Annotated in this window: 17 protein-coding genes; 13 read left to right on the top strand and 4 right to left on the bottom strand. The window is 61.3% G+C overall.

Annotated features, from left to right (window positions below; genetic code table 11):
• Nucleotides 1-179, top strand: a 179-nt coding sequence (locus tag IVA75_RS07560; RefSeq protein ID WP_247282315.1) for a transposase domain-containing protein, incomplete at its 5' end; no start/stop codon positions are given.
• Between the two features lie 24 nt (nt 180-203).
• Nucleotides 204-530 (top strand): hypothetical protein, encoded by a 327-nt coding sequence (locus IVA75_RS07555; RefSeq protein WP_346658411.1) that lies wholly within the window; start codon nt 204-206, stop codon nt 528-530.
• Between the two features lie 815 nt (nt 531-1,345).
• Here the strand turns inward: IVA75_RS07555 and IVA75_RS07550 are convergent.
• Nucleotides 1,346-2,278 (bottom strand): LysR family transcriptional regulator, encoded by a 933-nt coding sequence (locus tag IVA75_RS07550; RefSeq protein WP_247282299.1) that lies wholly within the window; start codon nt 2,276-2,278, stop codon nt 1,346-1,348.
• Between the two features lie 115 nt (nt 2,279-2,393).
• On the opposite strand from IVA75_RS07550, the gene IVA75_RS07545 reads away from it, so the two are divergent.
• The 11 genes from IVA75_RS07545 (at nt 2,394) to IVA75_RS07500 (ending at nt 12,107) form a co-directional block, all read left to right on the top strand.
• A complete protein-coding gene (locus IVA75_RS07545) occupies nt 2,394-3,551 on the top strand; it encodes a muconate/chloromuconate family cycloisomerase (RefSeq protein ID WP_247282314.1) in 1,158 nt (385 codons plus the stop codon).
• A 3-nt stretch (nt 3,552-3,554) separates the two neighbouring features.
• Complete coding sequence (gene catC / locus IVA75_RS07540; protein ID WP_247282298.1) at nt 3,555-3,845, top strand: muconolactone Delta-isomerase; 291 nt, start codon at nt 3,555-3,557, stop codon at nt 3,843-3,845.
• Between the two features lie 56 nt (nt 3,846-3,901).
• Nucleotides 3,902-4,795, top strand: coding sequence for a dioxygenase (locus IVA75_RS07535; RefSeq protein WP_247282297.1), 894 nt, complete (start codon nt 3,902-3,904; stop codon nt 4,793-4,795).
• A 57-nt stretch (nt 4,796-4,852) separates the two neighbouring features.
• Nucleotides 4,853-6,223: a Rieske 2Fe-2S domain-containing protein gene (locus IVA75_RS07530; protein ID WP_247282296.1), complete on the top strand. Its 1,371-nt coding sequence runs from the start codon at nt 4,853-4,855 to the stop codon at nt 6,221-6,223.
• Entirely contained in the window at nt 6,220-6,741 is a 522-nt protein-coding gene (benB, locus tag IVA75_RS07525) for a benzoate 1,2-dioxygenase small subunit (RefSeq protein WP_247282295.1), read from the top strand. Before IVA75_RS07530 ends, benB begins: the two co-directional genes overlap by 4 nt.
• 31 nt (nt 6,742-6,772) lie before the next feature.
• Entirely contained in the window at nt 6,773-7,795 is a 1,023-nt protein-coding gene (gene benC, locus IVA75_RS07520; protein ID WP_247282294.1) for a benzoate 1,2-dioxygenase electron transfer component BenC, read from the top strand.
• Nucleotides 7,792-8,568 (top strand): benzoate diol dehydrogenase BenD, encoded by a 777-nt coding sequence (gene benD, locus IVA75_RS07515; protein WP_247282293.1) that lies wholly within the window; start codon nt 7,792-7,794, stop codon nt 8,566-8,568. The genes benC and benD overlap by 4 nt, the downstream gene beginning before the upstream one ends.
• A 1,214-nt stretch (nt 8,569-9,782) precedes the next feature.
• Nucleotides 9,783-10,157 carry a fumarylacetoacetate hydrolase family protein gene (locus tag IVA75_RS07510; protein ID WP_247282292.1) on the top strand — a complete coding sequence of 125 codons (375 nt, stop codon included), beginning with the start codon at nt 9,783-9,785 and terminating at the stop codon, nt 10,155-10,157.
• Nucleotides 10,158-10,599: 442 nt separating this feature from the next.
• The gene (locus IVA75_RS40115) at nt 10,600-10,734 is read left to right on the top strand and encodes a hypothetical protein (RefSeq protein WP_256465068.1); all 135 of its coding nucleotides are present in this window, start codon (nt 10,600-10,602) and stop codon (nt 10,732-10,734) included.
• A gap of 20 nt (nt 10,735-10,754) precedes the next feature.
• Complete coding sequence (locus IVA75_RS07505) at nt 10,755-11,630, top strand: 3-keto-5-aminohexanoate cleavage protein (RefSeq protein WP_247282291.1); 876 nt, start codon at nt 10,755-10,757, stop codon at nt 11,628-11,630.
• 216 nt (nt 11,631-11,846) lie between these two features.
• Nucleotides 11,847-12,107, top strand: coding sequence for an ABC transporter substrate-binding protein (locus tag IVA75_RS07500; protein ID WP_247282290.1), 261 nt, complete (start codon nt 11,847-11,849; stop codon nt 12,105-12,107).
• A 445-nt stretch (nt 12,108-12,552) separates the two neighbouring features.
• On the opposite strand, the gene IVA75_RS07495 is transcribed toward IVA75_RS07500, so the two are convergent.
• From IVA75_RS07495 to IVA75_RS07485, 3 genes are all read right to left on the bottom strand, one after another.
• The gene (locus IVA75_RS07495) at nt 12,553-13,977 is read right to left on the bottom strand and encodes a PepSY domain-containing protein (protein WP_247282289.1); all 1,425 of its coding nucleotides are present in this window, start codon (nt 13,975-13,977) and stop codon (nt 12,553-12,555) included.
• A gap of 12 nt (nt 13,978-13,989) precedes the next feature.
• Nucleotides 13,990-16,296: a TonB-dependent receptor gene (locus IVA75_RS07490; protein ID WP_247358876.1), complete on the bottom strand. Its 2,307-nt coding sequence runs from the start codon at nt 16,294-16,296 to the stop codon at nt 13,990-13,992.
• 176 nt (nt 16,297-16,472) lie between these two features.
• A complete protein-coding gene (locus tag IVA75_RS07485) occupies nt 16,473-17,507 on the bottom strand; it encodes a HoxN/HupN/NixA family nickel/cobalt transporter (protein WP_247282287.1) in 1,035 nt (344 codons plus the stop codon).
• Nucleotides 17,508-17,527 lie beyond the last annotated feature (20 nt).

Raw genomic sequence — 17,527 nt, 5'->3', positions numbered from 1 at the left:
TCGGAGCCGAAAACTGGGCCTTGCTCGCCTCGATCGTCGCCACCTGCAAGCTCAACGACGTCAACCCGGCCGCCTACATCGCCGAAACACTCGAGACGATCATCGACGGCCATCCCCATAGCCGCATCGAAGACCTCATGCCGTGGCGATTCCGCAAAACGTCAAGCCAGCCTCAATAGGGTTGCGGCTAAGCGCTTACGGCTATTCACCACCACAACAGGATGACGCTGCTCAGGGAAAAGCACATGCATGACCTGATTGTCGTCGCGACTGAGGAGAATTGGCCGGTCATCAAGGCCCATACCGAGCAGATGGCCGCGATCTTCGAATCGATCATACGCGAGGGCATCGTAACCGGAGAGTTCGAGGTTGAGGATGCCGCCGACGCAGCGCGAGCGGTCAACTCTGCGTTCGTGCCGTTCTTCCATCCGATTCTGATCGATTACGGCGTTAAACACGGCGAAGTTACAGAAGCAGGCCTGCGGAACCAGATCCGCTTTATCTTGAAAGCTCTCGGCAAGTCTGACTAACAGTCACCCGCACATTCATGCGGTTCCTGACTTTGCTGATGCCAGCTCGGACTTGGGCATTGCCCGGTCCGGTTAAGATCGATGATGGCTCCGCGGCGCCGGCAGCGGTCGCTCGGTCGGCCGGGGAACGCGGTGCCACCTCTTGGCACCTAACGCTCCACCGAATCGGCAAGTATCTTCTCGCCGAGCCAGCCCCACTCCTCTTCAATCAAGCTCGAACAGAGATAGCCAGGTAATGAGCTGAGAAAACGAGCACGCCATCAGGCCTGGGCAAGCGAGACCATTCCTGAAATGTCTGCGTCAGGTCCGCAAGGTAGTTGAGCACAAGCGAGGAAGCACCAGGCCGAACGTTTCGCTGCACAAAAGATCCCGCACATTGCTTACGTCGCCTCATCACACGCACGCGGCGGCAACTCGGGCTCCACTCCGGACAAACCAATCGGCCCCGCTGCCAGCGTCGAGAACGTCCTTGCCGCAAACCTCAGGTAAAAGGGCCAGTGTCGTCGGGCGTTCGTAAAGGGCGTTCCACGGCCGCTCGTTGATGCTGGGTAGCGCGACGCAATCTTGTCGTAGTCGGTTGGAGTGAGCCGCATTTTGATTGAAGCTTATGCACCCGCGGCGCCAAATCGCGACATCGGCTTCGCCGCAAGACTTTGGTCAAACCCATGGCCGAGCTCGCTCCAGTTCGTTCCTAATCCGGAACACGCTATTAGTCCAACTGGATGGTCGGGAGGGTGCGAATGACCCTTAAGGGACATCTACCCGCAGAATTCGCCGGCGGGAGGCTCGTAAGGGCAAACTTATCAGCCAGTCGATCACGGGCCGATTTCGAAACGCAACAGCGCGTCCGGAACGTCATAGCCCCAAACCTGGTACATCCGGGCGATGACCTCGGCCATCACCCCGAGTTCTGGCATCTTGTCGCCTTGGCGGTGGCTCATAATGATGGGTGAAGTGGCCCGTTCGACCAGGTGTTTGTAACGGACGCCTTCGACGCGCGATTTCTGCACCGAAACCGGGACGATGCAGGCGCCTTCCTCCGCCGCGACGAGCCCGACCGCGATCTGAAGTTCGCGCGCTTCGTGTGCCACACGGGGTTCGAGCCCGCGATCGTGGAAAAGGGCGATGACCTGGTCGGCGTAGCCGGGGCGGGGGGCGCGGGGATAGAGGATGAGCGGTTCTAACGCGAGCTGCTCGAGTGACACGGGACCGCTCTGCTTTTCCAGGGGATGATCCATCGGCAGCGCGGCCACCAGCTGTTCTTCGCGCAGGATGATGCGACGGACCTCGGTATCGTCGAAACGCACGCGCCCGAAGCCGACGTCGATGCGGCCCTCCTTCAGGGCGGCGATCTGCTCCAGCGTGACGAGTTCCACCAGATGGAGCTCGACCTCCGGCGCTGCGCGCCTGAATTCGCGGATGAGCTCGGGCAGATGTCCGTAGAGCACCGAGCCTACGAATCCGATCACGAACCGCCTTTTCTCGATCTTGAGCGTGCGCTTCATCATCGTGCGCATCTCCTCGACGCGCGCGAGCACCTGGATCGACTGTTCGTAGAAAAGTCGGCCCGGCTCGGTGAGCCGGAGCGGCCGCGACGAGCGGTCGATCAGTACGGCCCCGACTTCGCCCTCAAGCTGCTGGATCTGCCGGCTCAGCGGTGGCTGCGCGATGTGCAGCCGGTCCGCTGCGCGCGAGAAATTGCGCTCGTTGGCGACCGTCACGAAATAGCGCAGCTGCCTGAGATCCATGTCTCACTATACCCTTAAGGTATAATTTGTAAACCCAATCGGTCTTTGCAGCGCTTACGCGCTGCCCTTATTTTTTTTAGCCAAGAATTAAGAAATCCAGGAAGCGCCGGTGATTATGAAGTCCTCTCATATCGATACCTTTATCGTCGATTTGCCCACCATCCGGCCTCACGTGCTGGCCATGGCCACGATGCGCAGCCAGGCGATCGTGCTCGTACGGATCACCTGTGCCGACGGCGTTGTCGGAATCGGCGAGGGCACCACCATCGGCGGCCTCAGTTACGGTGACGAAAGCCCCGAGGGCATCAAGCTCGCGATTGACACCTACATCACTCCGATCCTGAAGACCTGCGACGTCTCCCGCGTTGCCGAGACGATGGCGAAAGTCGTCAGAAGCGTCGTCGGCAACCACATCGCCAAATGCGCGGTCGAGACGGCGCTGCTTGACGCCGCCGGCAAGCGGCTTGGCGTTCCCGTCTCCGAACTGATCGGCGGCGGCCGCGTGCGCGATCGCTTGCCGGTCGCCTGGACGCTCGCGAGCGGCGATACCGGGCGCGACATCGAGGAAGCCGAGGCGATGATCGAGGCCAGGCGGCACTCGATCTTCAAGCTGAAAATCGGCAAGCGCAGCGTGGCTGATGATGTGGCGCACGTGGCGGCGATCAAGAAGGCCGTCGGAAGCCGCGGCAGCGTCCGCGTGGACGTCAATCAGGGATGGGACGAGGCTCAGGCCGACCTCGGCATGAGGATGCTGGAGGACGCCGGTTGCGACTTGGTCGAACAGCCGGTCGCGCGCGACGCGCTCGCGGCCATGGCGCGTCTGTCCGCACGCCACGGCATCCCCCTGATGGCGGACGAGGCGCTGCACGGGCCACGGGATGCCTTTCGCGTCGCCGCGAACGCGGGGGCCCGCGTGTTCGCGGTAAAGATCGCACAATCCGGCGGCCTACATGCCGGGCGCGACGTCGCTGTGATCGCTGAAGCTTCCGGTATCAGCCTCTATGGCGGCACCATGCTCGAGGCCGGTGTCGGCACGGCAGCCTCCGCCCACCTCTTCGCGACCTTTCCGAAGCTCGCATGGGGCACCGAACTATTCGGCCCGCTGTTGCTCACGGAAGATATCCTCGCCGAGCCGCTCGACTACGCCGATTTCACCTTGGCTGTACCGACCGGGCCCGGTCTCGGCATCGCGCTCGACGAGGACAAGATCGCCCGTTTCCGCCGCGACCGTACGGCGCCGACCCTGCATGTCGTTGCGACAAAGGGAGCTTGAGCCATGCTGACCATGGTCCGGATGAATGTTCAGATCCCATCAGATTTCGACAAGCAGGAAGCCGAGCGCCTGAAGGCGCGCGAGAAGGAGCGCTTCCAGGAACTGCAGCGCGCCGGCAAGTGGCGGCATATCTGGCGCGTAGTCGGTCACTACGCCAACGTCAGCATCTTCGACGTCGAAAGCCATTCCGAGCTTCACGACATCCTGACGAGCCTGCCGCTCTACCGCTTCATGGAAATGGAGGTGACGCCGCTCTGCCGGCACCCGTCCTCGCTGCATGAGGACGACCGCTAATCGCTTCGAACCACGAATGTCCGCGCAGCGGACCTTAAAACCAAGGGAGAAACGACATGGATGCGAGCTTTGTGAAGACCCCGGAAGTCCAGGCCCTGCTCGACAAGGCCGCCGGTCTCAATCAACGGGGCGGCGATGCCCGCCTGAAGGCGATCGTCCGCGACATCGTCGAGGCCAGCGCCGAGATCATCGTCCGCCACGACATCAGTGAGGACGAGTTCTGGGGCGCGGTGAACTTCATGCAAAAGGGCGCGTCGGAATACGGCCTGCTGGTGCCGGGGTCTGGCCTGGAGCACTTCCTCGACCTCTTCATGGACGCGAAAGATGCGGAAGCCGGACTCACGGGCGGCACGCCGCGCACGATCGAGGGGCCTCTCTATGTGGCGGGAGCGCCGCTCGAGGAAGGCGACGTCAATCTGACCAAGGACGCCGACGAGACCGGCAGCCTTTACATGAGAGGCCGCGTCACCGGTCCGGACGGTGAGCCGGTCAAGGATGCGGTGGTGCACGTCTGGCACGCCAACTCGCAGGGCTGGTACTCACACTTCGACCCGACGCGTGAACAGACCCCCTTCAACAATCGCGCTCGCATCAAGCTCGGTCCGGACGGGAAATATTCGTTCCACTCCAAGATGCCGAACGGGTACTCCGTGCCCGAAGGCGGCGCCACGGATACGTTGATGAAGGCGATCGGCCGCCACGGTCACCGTCCCGCGCACGTCCATTTCTTCATCGAGGCGCCCGGCTATCGCAAGCTGACGACACAGATCAATTTCGGCGACGATCCGCATGCCGCCGACGACTTCGCCTTTGCCACCCGCGACGGTCTGCTGCCGATGCCGCAACGCCAAGGTGACAGCGCCTACATCAATTTCGATTTCCAGCTCCAGCGCGCCTCTGACGGCGCCGACGAGCACTTCTCGTCCCGACAGCGCGCCGAGGCGGCATAGTCCTCGGCCAAAAAGACCGACGCGAAAACGAAAGCGAAAACCAAGAGGAGAGGAACGATGAGGACGATTCTGGAGCGCATCGACGGCGCGGTGGTCGAGGACAAGGAGCGCGGACTGTTCAGGTGCCGTCGCGATATCTTCACCGATGCCGAAATGTACGAACTCGAAATGAAACACATCTTCGAGGGCAACTGGGTGTTCCTGGCCCACGAAAGCCAGATCCCCGACAATAATGACTATTTCGGCACCTGGATCGGCCGCAAGCCGATCATGATCACCCGAGACAAGGCCGGCGAGCTCCACGCCATGATCAACGCCTGCGCCCACCGCGGCGCGATGCTGTGCCGGCGCAAGCATGGCAACAAGGGCAGTTTCACATGCCCCTTTCACGGTTGGACCTTCAGCAACACAGGCAAGCTGCTGAAGGTGAAGGACGGCAAGACCGGCGACTATCCGGCCTCGTTCAACACCCAGGGCTCGCACGACTTGGCGAGGGTGCCGCGGTTCGAAAGTTATCGGGGTTTCCTGTTCGGCAGCCTGAACGCGGACGTCCCGTCGCTCGAGGATCATCTCGGTGGCGCAAAAGCCGTAATCGACCAGATCGTCGACGGAGCATCCGACGGCATCGAGGTGCTGCGCGGCAACTCCTCCTACATCTACGACGGCAACTGGAAGCTCCAGATGGAGAACGGCGCCGACGGCTATCACGTCAGCTCGGTCCACTGGAACTATTCAGCGACCATGGGCCGCCGCAACTACGAGAACGAGGGGACCAAGACGGTCGACGCGAACGGTTGGTCCAAGAGCGTAGGCGGCGTCTACGGCTTTGAGAACGGCCACATCCTGCTGTGGACCAACCTTCTCAATCCTGAGGTCCGTCCTGTGTTCAACCACAAGGACGAACTTGAAACCCGCTTGGGCAAGGACCGCGCCGGCTTCATCGTGAGCCAGACCCGCAATCTCGGGATCTACCCGAACGTCTACCTGATGGACCAGTTCTCGACGCAGATTCGCGTCGTGCGCCCCATCAGCGTCGATGAGACCGAGGTTACGATTTACTGCTTCGCGCCGAAGGGCGAGGACGCGCAGGAACGGGCGATCCGGATCCGGCAGTACGAGGACTTCTTCAACGTCTCGGGGATGGGCACGCCTGACGATCTTGAAGAATTTCGGGCCTGCCAGACGGCCTATGTCGGCGCTGGAGACCTCTGGAACGATCTCAGCCGGGGTGCCGTGCACTGGATTGATGGTCCGGACGAAAACGCCAAGGCGATCGGCTTGAAGCCGCTTCTGAGCGGCGAACGCAGCGAGGACGAAGGCCTGTTCGTGCGCCAGCACGACTTCTGGGCGAATTCACTTCGCAAGGCGATCCTCCGGAATGGCGGCAACGCATCCCCCGTCGTCCCGATGCAGGGAGAAGCAGCATGACCGCCGCGGCAGCCGCCCTTTCGCCTTCGGTGAAGCTCGATCTCGAACAGATCAGGTCGTTTCTCTATCGCGAGGCGCGCCTTCTGGACGACCGGCAGTGGGACGAATGGATCAAGCTCTATTCGCCCGACGTCGACTTCTGGATGCCGTCCTGGGACGACGACGACCAATTGGTCGAGGACCCTCAGAAAGATATCTCGCTGATCTACTATCCTAATCGCGACGGACTGGAGGACCGCGTCTTTCGGATCAAGACCGAGCGCTCCGGCGCGAGCACGCCGGAGCCGCGGACCAGCCACAACATCTCCAACATAGAGATCGTGGAGGAGCGCGACGGCGAGGTCGACCTGCGCTTCAACTGGCACACGCTGAGTCACCGCTACAAGAAAACGGACAGCTTTTTCGGCACCGCGTTCTACACGCTGGATACGAACGGCGAAGACCCACGGATCGTGGCGAAGAAGGTCGTCCTCAAGAGCGACTACATCCACCAGGTGATCGACATCTATCACATCTGATGCGGCTCGTCTGGACGACCGGAGGCTAGACATGACCTATCGCGTGGCACTCAATTTCGAAGACGGAGCTACCCGCTTCATCGACTGCAACGAGGGCGAGAAAGTCCTCGATGCGGCCTATCGCAACAAGATCAATCTGCCAATGGACTGCTCGGACGGCGTCTGCGGCACGTGCAAATGCCGCTGCGAGCAGGGCGAATACGATCTCGGCGACGAGTATCTCGAAGATGCCCTGAGCGAAGCGGAAGCCGAAGAGGGAATGGTGCTGACCTGCCAGATGGTGGCGTCTTCGGATTGCGTCATCGCCGTTCCAGTGCCGTCCGGAGCCTGCAAGGTCAAGCCAGCCGAGCATGGCGGAGAGGTGAGTTCGGTCGAACTCATCTCGGACAGCACCATCATCCTCAAGCTCAAGCTCGACAAGCCCGACGCGCTCGGATTCCTTCCGGGCCAATACGTGAATCTCTCGGTGCCGGGCACCAGCGTGCACCGCTCCTACTCCTTCAGTTCGAAGGTCGGAGCGACCGAAGCCAGCTTCCTCATCCGCAACGTGCCGGGCGGTCTGATGAGCAGCTGGCTCGCCAGGGACGCTAAGACCGGTGCCCGGATGACGTTCGTCGGTCCGCAGGGAAGCTTCTTCCTGCGGGCGGTGGATCGCCCGGTCGTCATGCTCGCCGGCGGCACGGGACTGGCGCCGATCCTGTCGATGCTGGAAGTCCTTGCGGACCGGGGCACCAATCAGCCGGTGCACCTGATCTACGGCGTCACCAACGACGGCGACCTGGTTGAGATCGAGCGGATCGAGGCGCTCGCCAGGAAGCTTCCGACCCTGACATGGGCAACCTGCGTCGCCAACCGAGACAGTTCGCATCCGCTCAAGGGTTATGTCACCGCGCATCTGGCCGACGAACATCTCAACGCGGGCGATTGCGATGTCTATCTGTGCGGTCCTCCGCCGATGGTCGAGGCGGTGCGGGTCTTCTTCACGGAGAAGGGCGTCAGCCCCTCGCACTTCTTCTATGAGAAGTTCTCGGCGACCGAAGCGGTGGCAGCATGATCTTCGCAAACCGCTTCGCCGGCAAGACACTGGTCGTGACCGGCGCCGCGCAGGGCATTGGCCGGACCGTGGCGTTGCGCGCCGCCGCCGAGGGTGGCAAGGTCCTGTTCGTCGATCGCGCGGACTTTGTGAAAGACGTCGCGGCGGAAGCGGGCGCCCGAGGGCGCGGCTTCGTCTGCGATCTCGAAACCTACGATGGGGCGCTGGGCGCGATGACCGAGGCGGCCAGCCGCTTCGGCGCCATCGACATCCTGATCAACAACGTCGGCGGCGCGATCCGGATGCGGCCGTACGACCGGTTCGAACCGCGACAGATCGAGGCCGAGATTCGGCGTTCGCTGATGCCGACATTGTGGTGCTGCCGTGCGGTGCTTCCGCACCTCCTTGAGCGCGGCCGTGGAACGATCGTCAACGTCTCGTCGAACGCGACCCGGGGAATTCATCGCGTGCCTTACTCGGCGGCGAAGGGCGGCATCAACGCCGTCACCCAGAGCCTGGCGATGGAATACGCCTCGCGCAACATCCGCGTCATCGCGACCGCGCCCGGCGGCACCGAGGCGCCGCCGCGCCGCGTGGCACGCAACGCGGAAGGTGACACGCTGGACGAAAAGCGATGGATGGCCGAGGTCGTCGAACAAGTGAAGGAATCGAGCTTCTTCAAGCGGTACGGCACGATCGATGAGCAAGCCGCACCGATCCTATTTCTGGCTTCGGATGAGGCGAGCTATATAACTGGATCGGTCTTGCCAGTTGCGGGGGGCGACCAGGCGTAGGGGCCGAACTTCTCAGGTGCGCCGGTTGGCATGTCGTGAGCAAGACGCTGATTTTCAATGACGTCCGCTTCGTGAAGGGTTTCGGATGCCGGCCCAGTGAGTGAGGGTGCCGCGGGCTCCGAGGGCCGGCGTCCGAAAGCCTCCAAAGGAGGAAACCGCGCTGGGGGACGTGGGACGTTGCCTCGTGATGGATCTAAGTCGCATCAAGCAACCTTCAGACGATCAATGGCGTCGTTAGGGGGATTTAATGTTTGGCGGCACCCGTACTTTCAAGGACTTGGCCGTAGTAAAAATACCACACCACACAATCTAGACGTGAGTTCCCTGATATTCGAATCTCAAGAGGCAAACTGATCTCTATCGACCTGCAAAGCCTTCTGAGCTGCCGAGCCGAAACTCTTTCGAATTGCTCGTCAAGAGCATCATCGCATTTGTAACTCTGCTTGCGTCGAGATTCCTGGACTGGGTCCAACGAGCGCGATGGCGCACACAATCACGGTCGAGAATGCCGCGAGCGAGTCGGCTCTTGAGTAATTGGCGTGCTGCGCCGCGAACTCTCAGGTCAGCAGGCTCTCGATTATCCAATCATCGCCAAGGGGAATAGCACCGCTCGTCGCCATGAGCTGCCGCCGATTGCTTCACCGTGTCGCCATCCGCGGCGTTCTACCGCGCGAGCGGTTTAGTCCTCTGGCCCCAACTCGGACGTCGGATGAGGTGCGCCAATGCGCCGCTATCAGAGGCAGGGCGGATGGGAGGCCCGTGGGATTGCGTCGGCAGACGCCGTCGGCCGTCGTCTTTTTAAGGGACCGGCACTTACCTTGTCGCGAGATGCTTTGCGCATGGCGCCCCCACAAGCAATCGAGCTCTCCTTGCGGGCCCTTCGCGTAGAACCGGACGGCTTGGTATCGACCGCTTCGATTTAGAGGAAGTAGTTGGCCGGCCCGATCGTCAATAGCAAGAGGGCCGACACGAGATTACGGATCAGGTTGAAGTCCTCGAAAGCTTGATGTCCATCGACAACGCGGCCCCGGAAATCGCAATTGACGTCAGCATGACGATACTCGAATGACCCGGCGTGAAGTAGAATCCCACCCCTTTGGACGCCGATCGGGGGCGCATTGCCTCACGCAGAATGTTACTGGACAACTTCTCGCCGATGACTGCAGCAGCGCCACCAAATTGGTTCGGTGGCCTCTATGGCGGGAAAGATCGGCATGGGTCCCGGAAAGGGCAAGGATTTCGCCTTCGGCATCGGGCGTTGGACCGTGACGATGGACGAGATGGGCCGTCTCGACGATCTCGAGATGGCGGTTCGCATCAACGGCAAGGAATGCTCGCGCGGCAACAGCAAGGAAACCGTCTGGTCTCCCGGCGAGTTGCTGGCCTACATGTCGATCTCGGAATATGTGCAGCCGGGAGATTTGTTTGGCTCGGGTACGGTCGGCAACGGCTCCGGCCTGGAGATCGGCCGCAAACTCGAGGCCGGCGACGTCCTAGAGCTCGAAGTCTCCCGTATCGGCACGCTCCGTTCCAAGATCGTTCCGGAAGAGAAGCGCTGGTGGCCGGAGAAGCGCAACAAGTTCTGGTGAGCAGCATCGAACAGTCGGGGGCACGCCGTTGCGCGCCCCATCATTCAATCCAATTCGGGAATCGATCATGGCCAGACCCGTTCGACGCATCGTGACCGGACACCGCGCTGATGGCCGCTCCGTCATTGTCTCGGATGACGCGGCCCCCAACGTTAGCGTCGTGCCGGGGACGCCCGGTCTGGCCGGGACCGTCATTTGGGTCGCAGACAAGACGCCTGCAGATATCGTGCGGCAGAAGGAGACTGCACCTGCGGACCGCAAGCGGCAACGTGCTGCGCATCGCCGAATTCCCGCCGGATCGCCTCTACTCCCGCGAGAAGCTCGAGGAGTTCAGGCGCGGAATCGGCAGTCCCGAAGCCTTCGACACCAAGGCGCGGCACTTCTTCTTTCACAAGACGCATACGCTGGACTACGCGATCGTCCTGGAAGGAGGATCTGGGCGATGCTCGACGAAGGAGAGACGCTCATGCGGGCCGGCGACGTGTTGATTCAGCGCGGCACCAACCATGCATGGTCGAATCGCTCCGATCAGATCTGCAGGGTTGCGTTCGTGCTGATCGATGCCGCGCGCGAATAGCACCGAGGCGGAGCGAGGCCATGGCGCATCCGACCACCATCACCTGCGCGTTGACCGGGGCGGGCGACACCGTGGGCAAGAGCCCGGCGGTGCCGGCCACGCCAAAGCAGATCGCCGATCAGGCGATCGATGCCGCAAAGGCTGGCGCCGCCGTCGTGCACATTCACGTGCGCGAGCCCGCGACCGGCGCGCCGTCGGTTGAGTTCGATCTGTACGCAGAGGTCGTGGAGCGCATCAGGTCGTCCGCGACGGACGTCGTCATCAACCTGACCAGCGGACCGGGCTCGCTCTACGCTCCCGATGGTTTGCTGCTCCAGGCGGCCGCTGGGGTAAATCCGCCGATGACGCCGCAGCAGCGGCTCGACCACATCCTCAAGCTCAAGCCGGAAATCTGCAGCCTGGACGTTGCGACGCTCAATTTCGGGCGGATCGCGATGGTCAACCTCGTCAACGATCTCGAGTTCATGGGGCGAACGATAACGGATGCCGGGATCAAGCCGGAGATCGAGGTCTTCGACCTCGGGCACATCCGGCTGGCCAAGCACCTGCTGGAGGTCGGCGTGCTTAAGGCGCCGGCATTCTTCCAGTTTTGTCTCGGCATTGCCTGGGGCGCTCCCGCCCAGGCCGATGTGCTGCAATTGATGCGTAGCCTGTTGCCGCCGGGCGCGCTGTGGAGCGCCTTTGGCATCGCGCACGACCAGTTCAAGATCGCGGCCGCGGCGTGCGAACTCGGTGGTCACGTGCAGGTCGGTCTGGAAGACAATCTCTACATTGCCAAGGGAAAGCTCGCTTCAAGCAACGCCGAACTCGTCGAGGAGGCGGCCCAGATTGTGACGCGACAGGGATCGAGACCGGCTTCGCCAAGCGAGGCGAGAAAGCTGCTCCTCGAGAGATAGCCGATCACTTCGGAAAGCCGCAGTCGCCGTCTCTGGACGAGACGACCGGCGCCACAAGCGCGGAGAGCAAACCAACGCATATCCAAGAGGGCAACGGTGCATTGGAAATCAGGGCTGACCGGCGCAATTGCTGCGCTCATGATGTGACGACGTGTTCGCTTGCACCAATTCGATCCTCGGCTGGCACTGAGTTCCCGGTCAAGATCGGAGTCATGAATGACGGATCCTCCGTCTACTCCGATGCCGGCGGAACAAAGACGCTTGAGGCGGTCGAAATGGCCGTCGCGGATTTCGGGCCGCTTTTTTGGTCAAAAGGTCGAAGTCATCTACGCCGATCATCAGAACAAGGCCGATATAGGTGCCGCCATCGCGCGTCAATGGTACGAGCGCGATGGGGTCGACCTGATCATCGATATTCCGAACAGCGCGGTTGCACTGGCGGTCCAGGAAATCTCGCGCCAGCAGAAAAGCTCCTGATCGTGACCGGAGCCCTGTCGACCGAGCTGACCGGAGGGCTTTGCCCCTACGCGGCCTATTGGGCAATGGACACCTAAGCGGCCGGCAAGGCAACGGCGGAGGCGGTGGCTCGCACCGGCAAGAAATCCTCGTTCCTCATTGCGGCCGACTACGCTTTTGGTCGCTCACTTGTGAAGGATACGACGGCCGGTGTCGAGACGGGGGCGGTCAGGTGCGGGGATCAGTCTACACACCGCTTGCGACGCCGGACTTCTCGTCATTCCTGCTTCAGGCCCAAGGTTCGAAAGCGGACGTGATCGGGCTTGCGATTGGACCCGGCGACGTCGGCAACCTTGTCAAGCAAGGGCACGAATCCGGCGTTGGCCGAATTGGGTTTGGTTGGCCACGACTTTCCTTTGGTTAGGCAGTAGCAGAATGCTCATCGAACCAGCTCAAACCCGTAATTCTAGACGACTTGGCGCAATCGACGCGAACCCAAAACGATGCCGGTTAGCGAGAAAAGCAAGCCGAATGAGCACAGGCCAACAATGAGACCGCTTCGGAGGGATGGATGCGCCAATAGGATCGGGAAATCCAGCGTGTGCAGCCCGCTGTAGAGCCAACGATAGGAGCGTCGAGACCGATCCAATCGTTGCAGCACGACGCCCGTTGCGCTATCGATATCGAACCATACATCGCGGCATTTGCAACGATAGACGGGAGCGCCCGGCATTGCGGAGGTCGCGGCATAAGCGTCATATTCGCCGAGAGGCGAAGGGACATCGCAGTTGGCAGAAAGACGTGCCAGGAGCAGTTCGATCTCACGCAAATCCAAGAAACCCGTTCGATCGCCTGAGTCCGCGTCGATCTCGACCATGATCTGCCGATCGAGGTCGATCCGATCTCGTCGATAAGGATGACCGTTAAAGCCGAACCATTCCACCTCCTTCGTCGACGACGAGATCGGCTCCCATCGAGCCGGCGCGAAAGCATCCCATGGCAGAGCTGCCGTCGCAATATCGGTCTCATCCTTGGTCATCTGGCCACCAGAGAACAGCCGACCGTGATCCATGGAAAGCCAGCCACTGAATATCCAGGTGAGAATGAACATCATCGATAGCAGGCCGGCGACGTGATGAATCGCATGCCAGCCGCGATACGGGGAGATAGCCATTCCCTGTCGCGCTCTCGTGCGCACGATGCCAACCCAGGCCCCAGACAAAGCCGCGATCAACCCGAGCAGTGACAGCGTCCACACGATCTTGTCCCACAGCGACCAGTTGATGCGAAGCGCTGTTGGATAGATCCAGTGCAATACGCTGCCTGCCAAATTCCACCAGCGCTCGCTCCGCGTCGTATCCAGCACCACTTCGCCCGTGCTGGACGAAACATAGATCTCAGTCCCCGCGGCGTCGCCAAGGGCAACGCGAAACAGCGGGCGATGGCGGTCAAAGCCATTGGGCACGCTCCACTGATCGTAATCGGAGCGCGCGACGACGACCGCGCGCGGCGCCTGTTTCCCGCGATTGCGGGCATAGTCCTGCGCTACGGCGAGCGCTAGAACGTCTGATATCACCGTTGCGTCGGTTCCATCGGAGGCTTGGATCGCCCGTAGCCGCGAAGGCCCCGACACGATGTAAATCGGCCCATCGCTGCGCTGTATCAGGCGGACACGTCTGACGTCTGCCATGCCGCTGACGGCCACGGCGTCGCTGACCAGGACAGCGACTTGCGTGCGATCTACGGGCGCGAGGCCCGTAAAGCGCTCCGTTTCCGTTAGCGACGGAAAGGGAACGAAGTGCATGACGATCCCCGTCGCGAACCACATCGCGAACAAGAGGCAGAATGCGATGCCGAGCCAGCGGTGCAGCAGGACGAGCGCATCCATCATGCGTTCAGCGCCTCACCATTTGAACGCTGTCGAGACCTCGTAGGTGCGCGGCGCGCCCAGCAGGACCTGGTCCGGATAGAACGGGTCGCCCCAGATCGCATAGCGTTTGTCGGCAATGTTGCGGACCCGGAAGGACAGCCGGGTCTGGTCGACGGCGTTGAACACCGTCTTTGGAATGTCGACGAAAGCGTAGACGTCGGCCACCGTGTAGGCGTTCAAGGTCACCGTGTTTGCATCGGTGTTGTATCGGTCGCCGACATGACGGCCGATGATGCCGAGCTCGACAGGCCACGGCGTGAAGAAGCGGTACGACGCTCCCGCATTGGCAACGATACGCGGCACGTTCGGAGGCATGTTACCCGAGAACGAACCACCCGCAAAGTTGTAGTCCGCGTATCGCGCATCGACATAGGCGATGTTGGCCCACAGCCGCAACGCCTCAATCGGGCGGATGGCGGCCGCGAGTTCCACGCCTTTTGACTCCTGACGGCCAGCGATGTTGAGCTGCATGCCGCCGCCCGCGGCATACACATTCTTGCGCAGGATATCGTAAGCGGAGAACGACCACTCGGCCTTACCGTCCCAGAAGAGATGTTTCACGCCGGTCTCATACGTCCGCGAGGTCGTCAGATCGAGCGGCTGGGTCGGCGCCAGCAGGAAGATGTTGTTCGCCGAGACGTCAGCGCCGGTCGCGTACTGACTGAAGAAGGTCAGGCCCGGAACAGCCTCCCAGGTGTAGCCGATGCGACCCGTTACCGGCGACCAGGACTTTGAGAACGGGAAGTTCGCCTTTTCCTGGCCATTCACGTCGGTCGAATTGCGATCGAGGCCGATATGCTCGACGCGCAGGCCACCGACAAGGGCAAAGCTGTCCGTTAGCTTCAGCCGGTCCTCGAAGGACAGCGCTTCGTTGTCGATCCGTGCAGTCTGCTGCTGTGTCGTGAGCAGACCATAGTAGCCGCGTACGGGATCGACCAGAGACACCAGATCGTGCGGGAAGTTGCCCGCTCCGGGCCGGACGAAATTGAGGTCGCTTGCGGCTAACGTCATCACCAGGCGATTATCGAAGCCGGCGATGTTTGCATCCCAGGTCAGATCCGTGATGTTGCCCGCAAGCCGCTGGCTGTGTGCAACGTAGAAGCGCTCGCGATCGACTAGATTCGAACTAGCATTGAATGCCTCGACTTCGTTGTTGAACCACGAGCGTTCAGCGCCATAGGCGTAAGCCTGACTCTTGAGGGTGAGGCCGGGCGCGAGCTTGAGCTCGAAGCCGCCGCGCAACCAGACTTCCTGCGCCAGATTGCGGTTATCGAGGACGTTGTAGTTGGTATCGAAGGTACGATTGTCGATGGTCACCGGACCGAGATTGGTTCCATTGTAGTTCGAGACGTAACTGCCGGAGGCGATGTCGGTCGTTGCATGGGAGCCGCTATAGGCGACCGGAACCAGCGGCGCGCCCCAATAGGCCTTTGAGCGATCCTCTCGGTACTCGATGGCCCCCCAGAGCTTGAGATTGTCGCTGACGCGGTAGTTGAGCTGGCCCGACCCGTCGAGCGTCTTGGTGGTGGTATCGTCTGCAAAGCCGTTGAGTGACGAGCGGCTGATGTCGAACCGATAATCGAGGCCGTCTACATTCGTGCTGCCGCCGGAGCCGTAGTGACTACGGAACGAGTTCAGCGAGTCATAAGAGAAATCGGCCTCGTTCCGGATCGCTCCCGTGTGCGGTTGCTTGGTGACGAAGTTGATCGCGCCGCCGCTCGCTCCCTCTCCGGACATCAGTGAAGCTGGTCCTTTCAGGAATTCGACCGCTCCGAGATTGGCCGTATCCATGACGCGCGACGTCATGTTTTGCGGGCCGATCTTGATGCCATTGTAGAGGATGTTGATCTGGCTGTTCGTGTAGCCGCGCATCGAAAAAGCCGAAGGTTCGGCCGGATTGTCACCTGACGTGACGCCTACCGCACCCTGGGCAACGTCCGAGACTGTCCGGTAGCCCCGTTCCTGGATCGTCCTGTCGCCAACGACCTCGACCGTTGCGGGCGTGTCGCGGACGGCAAGGCCGAGCCTGCTGGCGCTGCTCGCAACCGCATTGCTGTTAAGGGGCGTGGGAGAAGAACCGTCTGAGGCCTTGGGCTCATACGAATGATCAGGGCGCGGCGTATGGACGATAGCAGTCCGCCGACGCGCGTTACCGCCTTGGGTGGCATTTTGATCGTCGCGCGAGAGTTTTTTCTTGGGTGGCGGCGAGACTAATACCGGGGGCAGAGTGCCGGATGCGCTTTCCGTTTGGGGCGCTGTCTGACCGGCCGATGGCGCGATGGTCTCGAAGCAAAACGCTGCGACCAGCGTCGCGCCCATACGACAACACGAGCTGCTGATGCCGGACCGACGTGTGATCCATACCTTGATCTCGTTACTCAAAGACTGTCCCCCAAGCTAAGGCTAAAAAGTGTCGGATGGGCAGCATGCAGCCCATCCGTAGAGGTACTGGGCTGTCATGGTGCTGCCTGATTGGCGTGGAGATCGTCGAAGCGCCCGAAGTGGTACAGGAGCGCCGAACAGATCCAGCTCAGGATGAAGATCGCGACAACGACATAGCCGAGATTGTCCGTATGAGCGTTCAAGCTCCGGACGATGCTCCAGGCGCCATCGTCGAGGCCTAGCTTGTCGCTGACCAGGCCCAGCACTTCGAGGCCGCCGATGAAGATCGCGACGATCACAGATACGGTCGTCAGGGTCAGATTGTACCAAAGCTTGCGGATCGGCTTCACAAACGCCCATCCGTAGGCGCTGGTCATCAAGACGCTGTCGGCCGTGTCCATCAGCGTCATTCCCGCGGCGAAGAGCAGAGGGAACAGAAGGATCGTCCAGAACGACGTGCCTTGCGCGGCCTGCGTCGCAGATATTCCGAATAGACCGATTTCGGTGGCGGTATCGAAGCCAAGACCGAACATGAACCCCACTGGAAACATGTGCCAGGAGCGGGTCACGATATTGAACAGCGGGCGAAACAGCCGGTTGAGTGGGCCTTGCGCCGCCATCAGTGGGTCGAACTGCTCGCTGGCGACGTTCTCACCGCGATTCACGCGGATGAAGGTCGCCCATATCGATTTCAGAATGAAGTAGTTGGCCAGGCCGATCGCCAGCAGGAAGAAGGCGGACACCAGTGTCCGGATCAGGTTGAAGTCTCCGAGGGCGCTGATATCCAGCGATACGGCCGTCCCGGAAATCGCGATCGAGGCCAACATCACGATGCTCGAATGGCCGAGCGCAAAATAAAATCCGACCAACATCGATGGCCTTTGATCCTGCATCAATTTGCGCACGACATTGTCAATCGCCGCGATGTGGTCGGGATCGAATGCGTGGCGCAGGCCGAAGACGTAGGCGAGCAACGCCGTGCCAAGCAGTTCGGGGCGGCCTTTAAGGGCCTGCAGGGTCCATATCCAGAGCGCCACGTTGGCGGCGATCAAGAGAGAAAACGTCGCCAGTATACTTGCTTTCTGTGGAACATGCTGGGAATTCGCCATCGCGTCTGAACCACTCCGGT

Source organism: Bradyrhizobium sp. 134 (assembly GCF_023074155.1).
Classification (GTDB): Bacteria; Pseudomonadota; Alphaproteobacteria; order Rhizobiales; family Xanthobacteraceae; genus Bradyrhizobium.
The sequence above is the reverse complement of the archived record's forward strand: the minus strand, read 5'-3'. Positions and strand labels throughout refer to the sequence as shown.

Excerpts from the sequence above, each read along its gene's own strand:
- IVA75_RS07550 (WP_247282299.1), bottom strand. The coding sequence starts at position 2,278 with ATGGATCTCAGGCAGCTGCGCTATTTCGTGACGGTCGCCAACGAGCGC.
- IVA75_RS07545 (WP_247282314.1), top strand. The coding sequence starts at position 2,394 with ATGAAGTCCTCTCATATCGATACCTTTATCGTCGATTTGCCCACCATC.
- catC (WP_247282298.1), top strand. The coding sequence starts at position 3,555 with ATGCTGACCATGGTCCGGATGAATGTTCAGATCCCATCAGATTTCGAC.
- IVA75_RS07535 (WP_247282297.1), top strand. The coding sequence starts at position 3,902 with ATGGATGCGAGCTTTGTGAAGACCCCGGAAGTCCAGGCCCTGCTCGAC.
- IVA75_RS07530 (WP_247282296.1), top strand. The coding sequence starts at position 4,853 with ATGAGGACGATTCTGGAGCGCATCGACGGCGCGGTGGTCGAGGACAAG.
- benB (WP_247282295.1), top strand. The coding sequence starts at position 6,220 with ATGACCGCCGCGGCAGCCGCCCTTTCGCCTTCGGTGAAGCTCGATCTC.
- benC (WP_247282294.1), top strand. The coding sequence starts at position 6,773 with ATGACCTATCGCGTGGCACTCAATTTCGAAGACGGAGCTACCCGCTTC.
- benD (WP_247282293.1), top strand. The coding sequence starts at position 7,792 with ATGATCTTCGCAAACCGCTTCGCCGGCAAGACACTGGTCGTGACCGGC.
- IVA75_RS07510 (WP_247282292.1), top strand. The coding sequence starts at position 9,783 with ATGGGTCCCGGAAAGGGCAAGGATTTCGCCTTCGGCATCGGGCGTTGG.
- IVA75_RS40115 (WP_256465068.1), top strand. The coding sequence starts at position 10,600 with ATGCTCGACGAAGGAGAGACGCTCATGCGGGCCGGCGACGTGTTGATT.
- IVA75_RS07505 (WP_247282291.1), top strand. The coding sequence starts at position 10,755 with ATGGCGCATCCGACCACCATCACCTGCGCGTTGACCGGGGCGGGCGAC.
- IVA75_RS07500 (WP_247282290.1), top strand. The coding sequence starts at position 11,847 with ATGACGGATCCTCCGTCTACTCCGATGCCGGCGGAACAAAGACGCTTG.
- IVA75_RS07495 (WP_247282289.1), bottom strand. The coding sequence starts at position 13,977 with ATGATGGATGCGCTCGTCCTGCTGCACCGCTGGCTCGGCATCGCATTC.
- IVA75_RS07485 (WP_247282287.1), bottom strand. The coding sequence starts at position 17,507 with ATGGCGAATTCCCAGCATGTTCCACAGAAAGCAAGTATACTGGCGACG.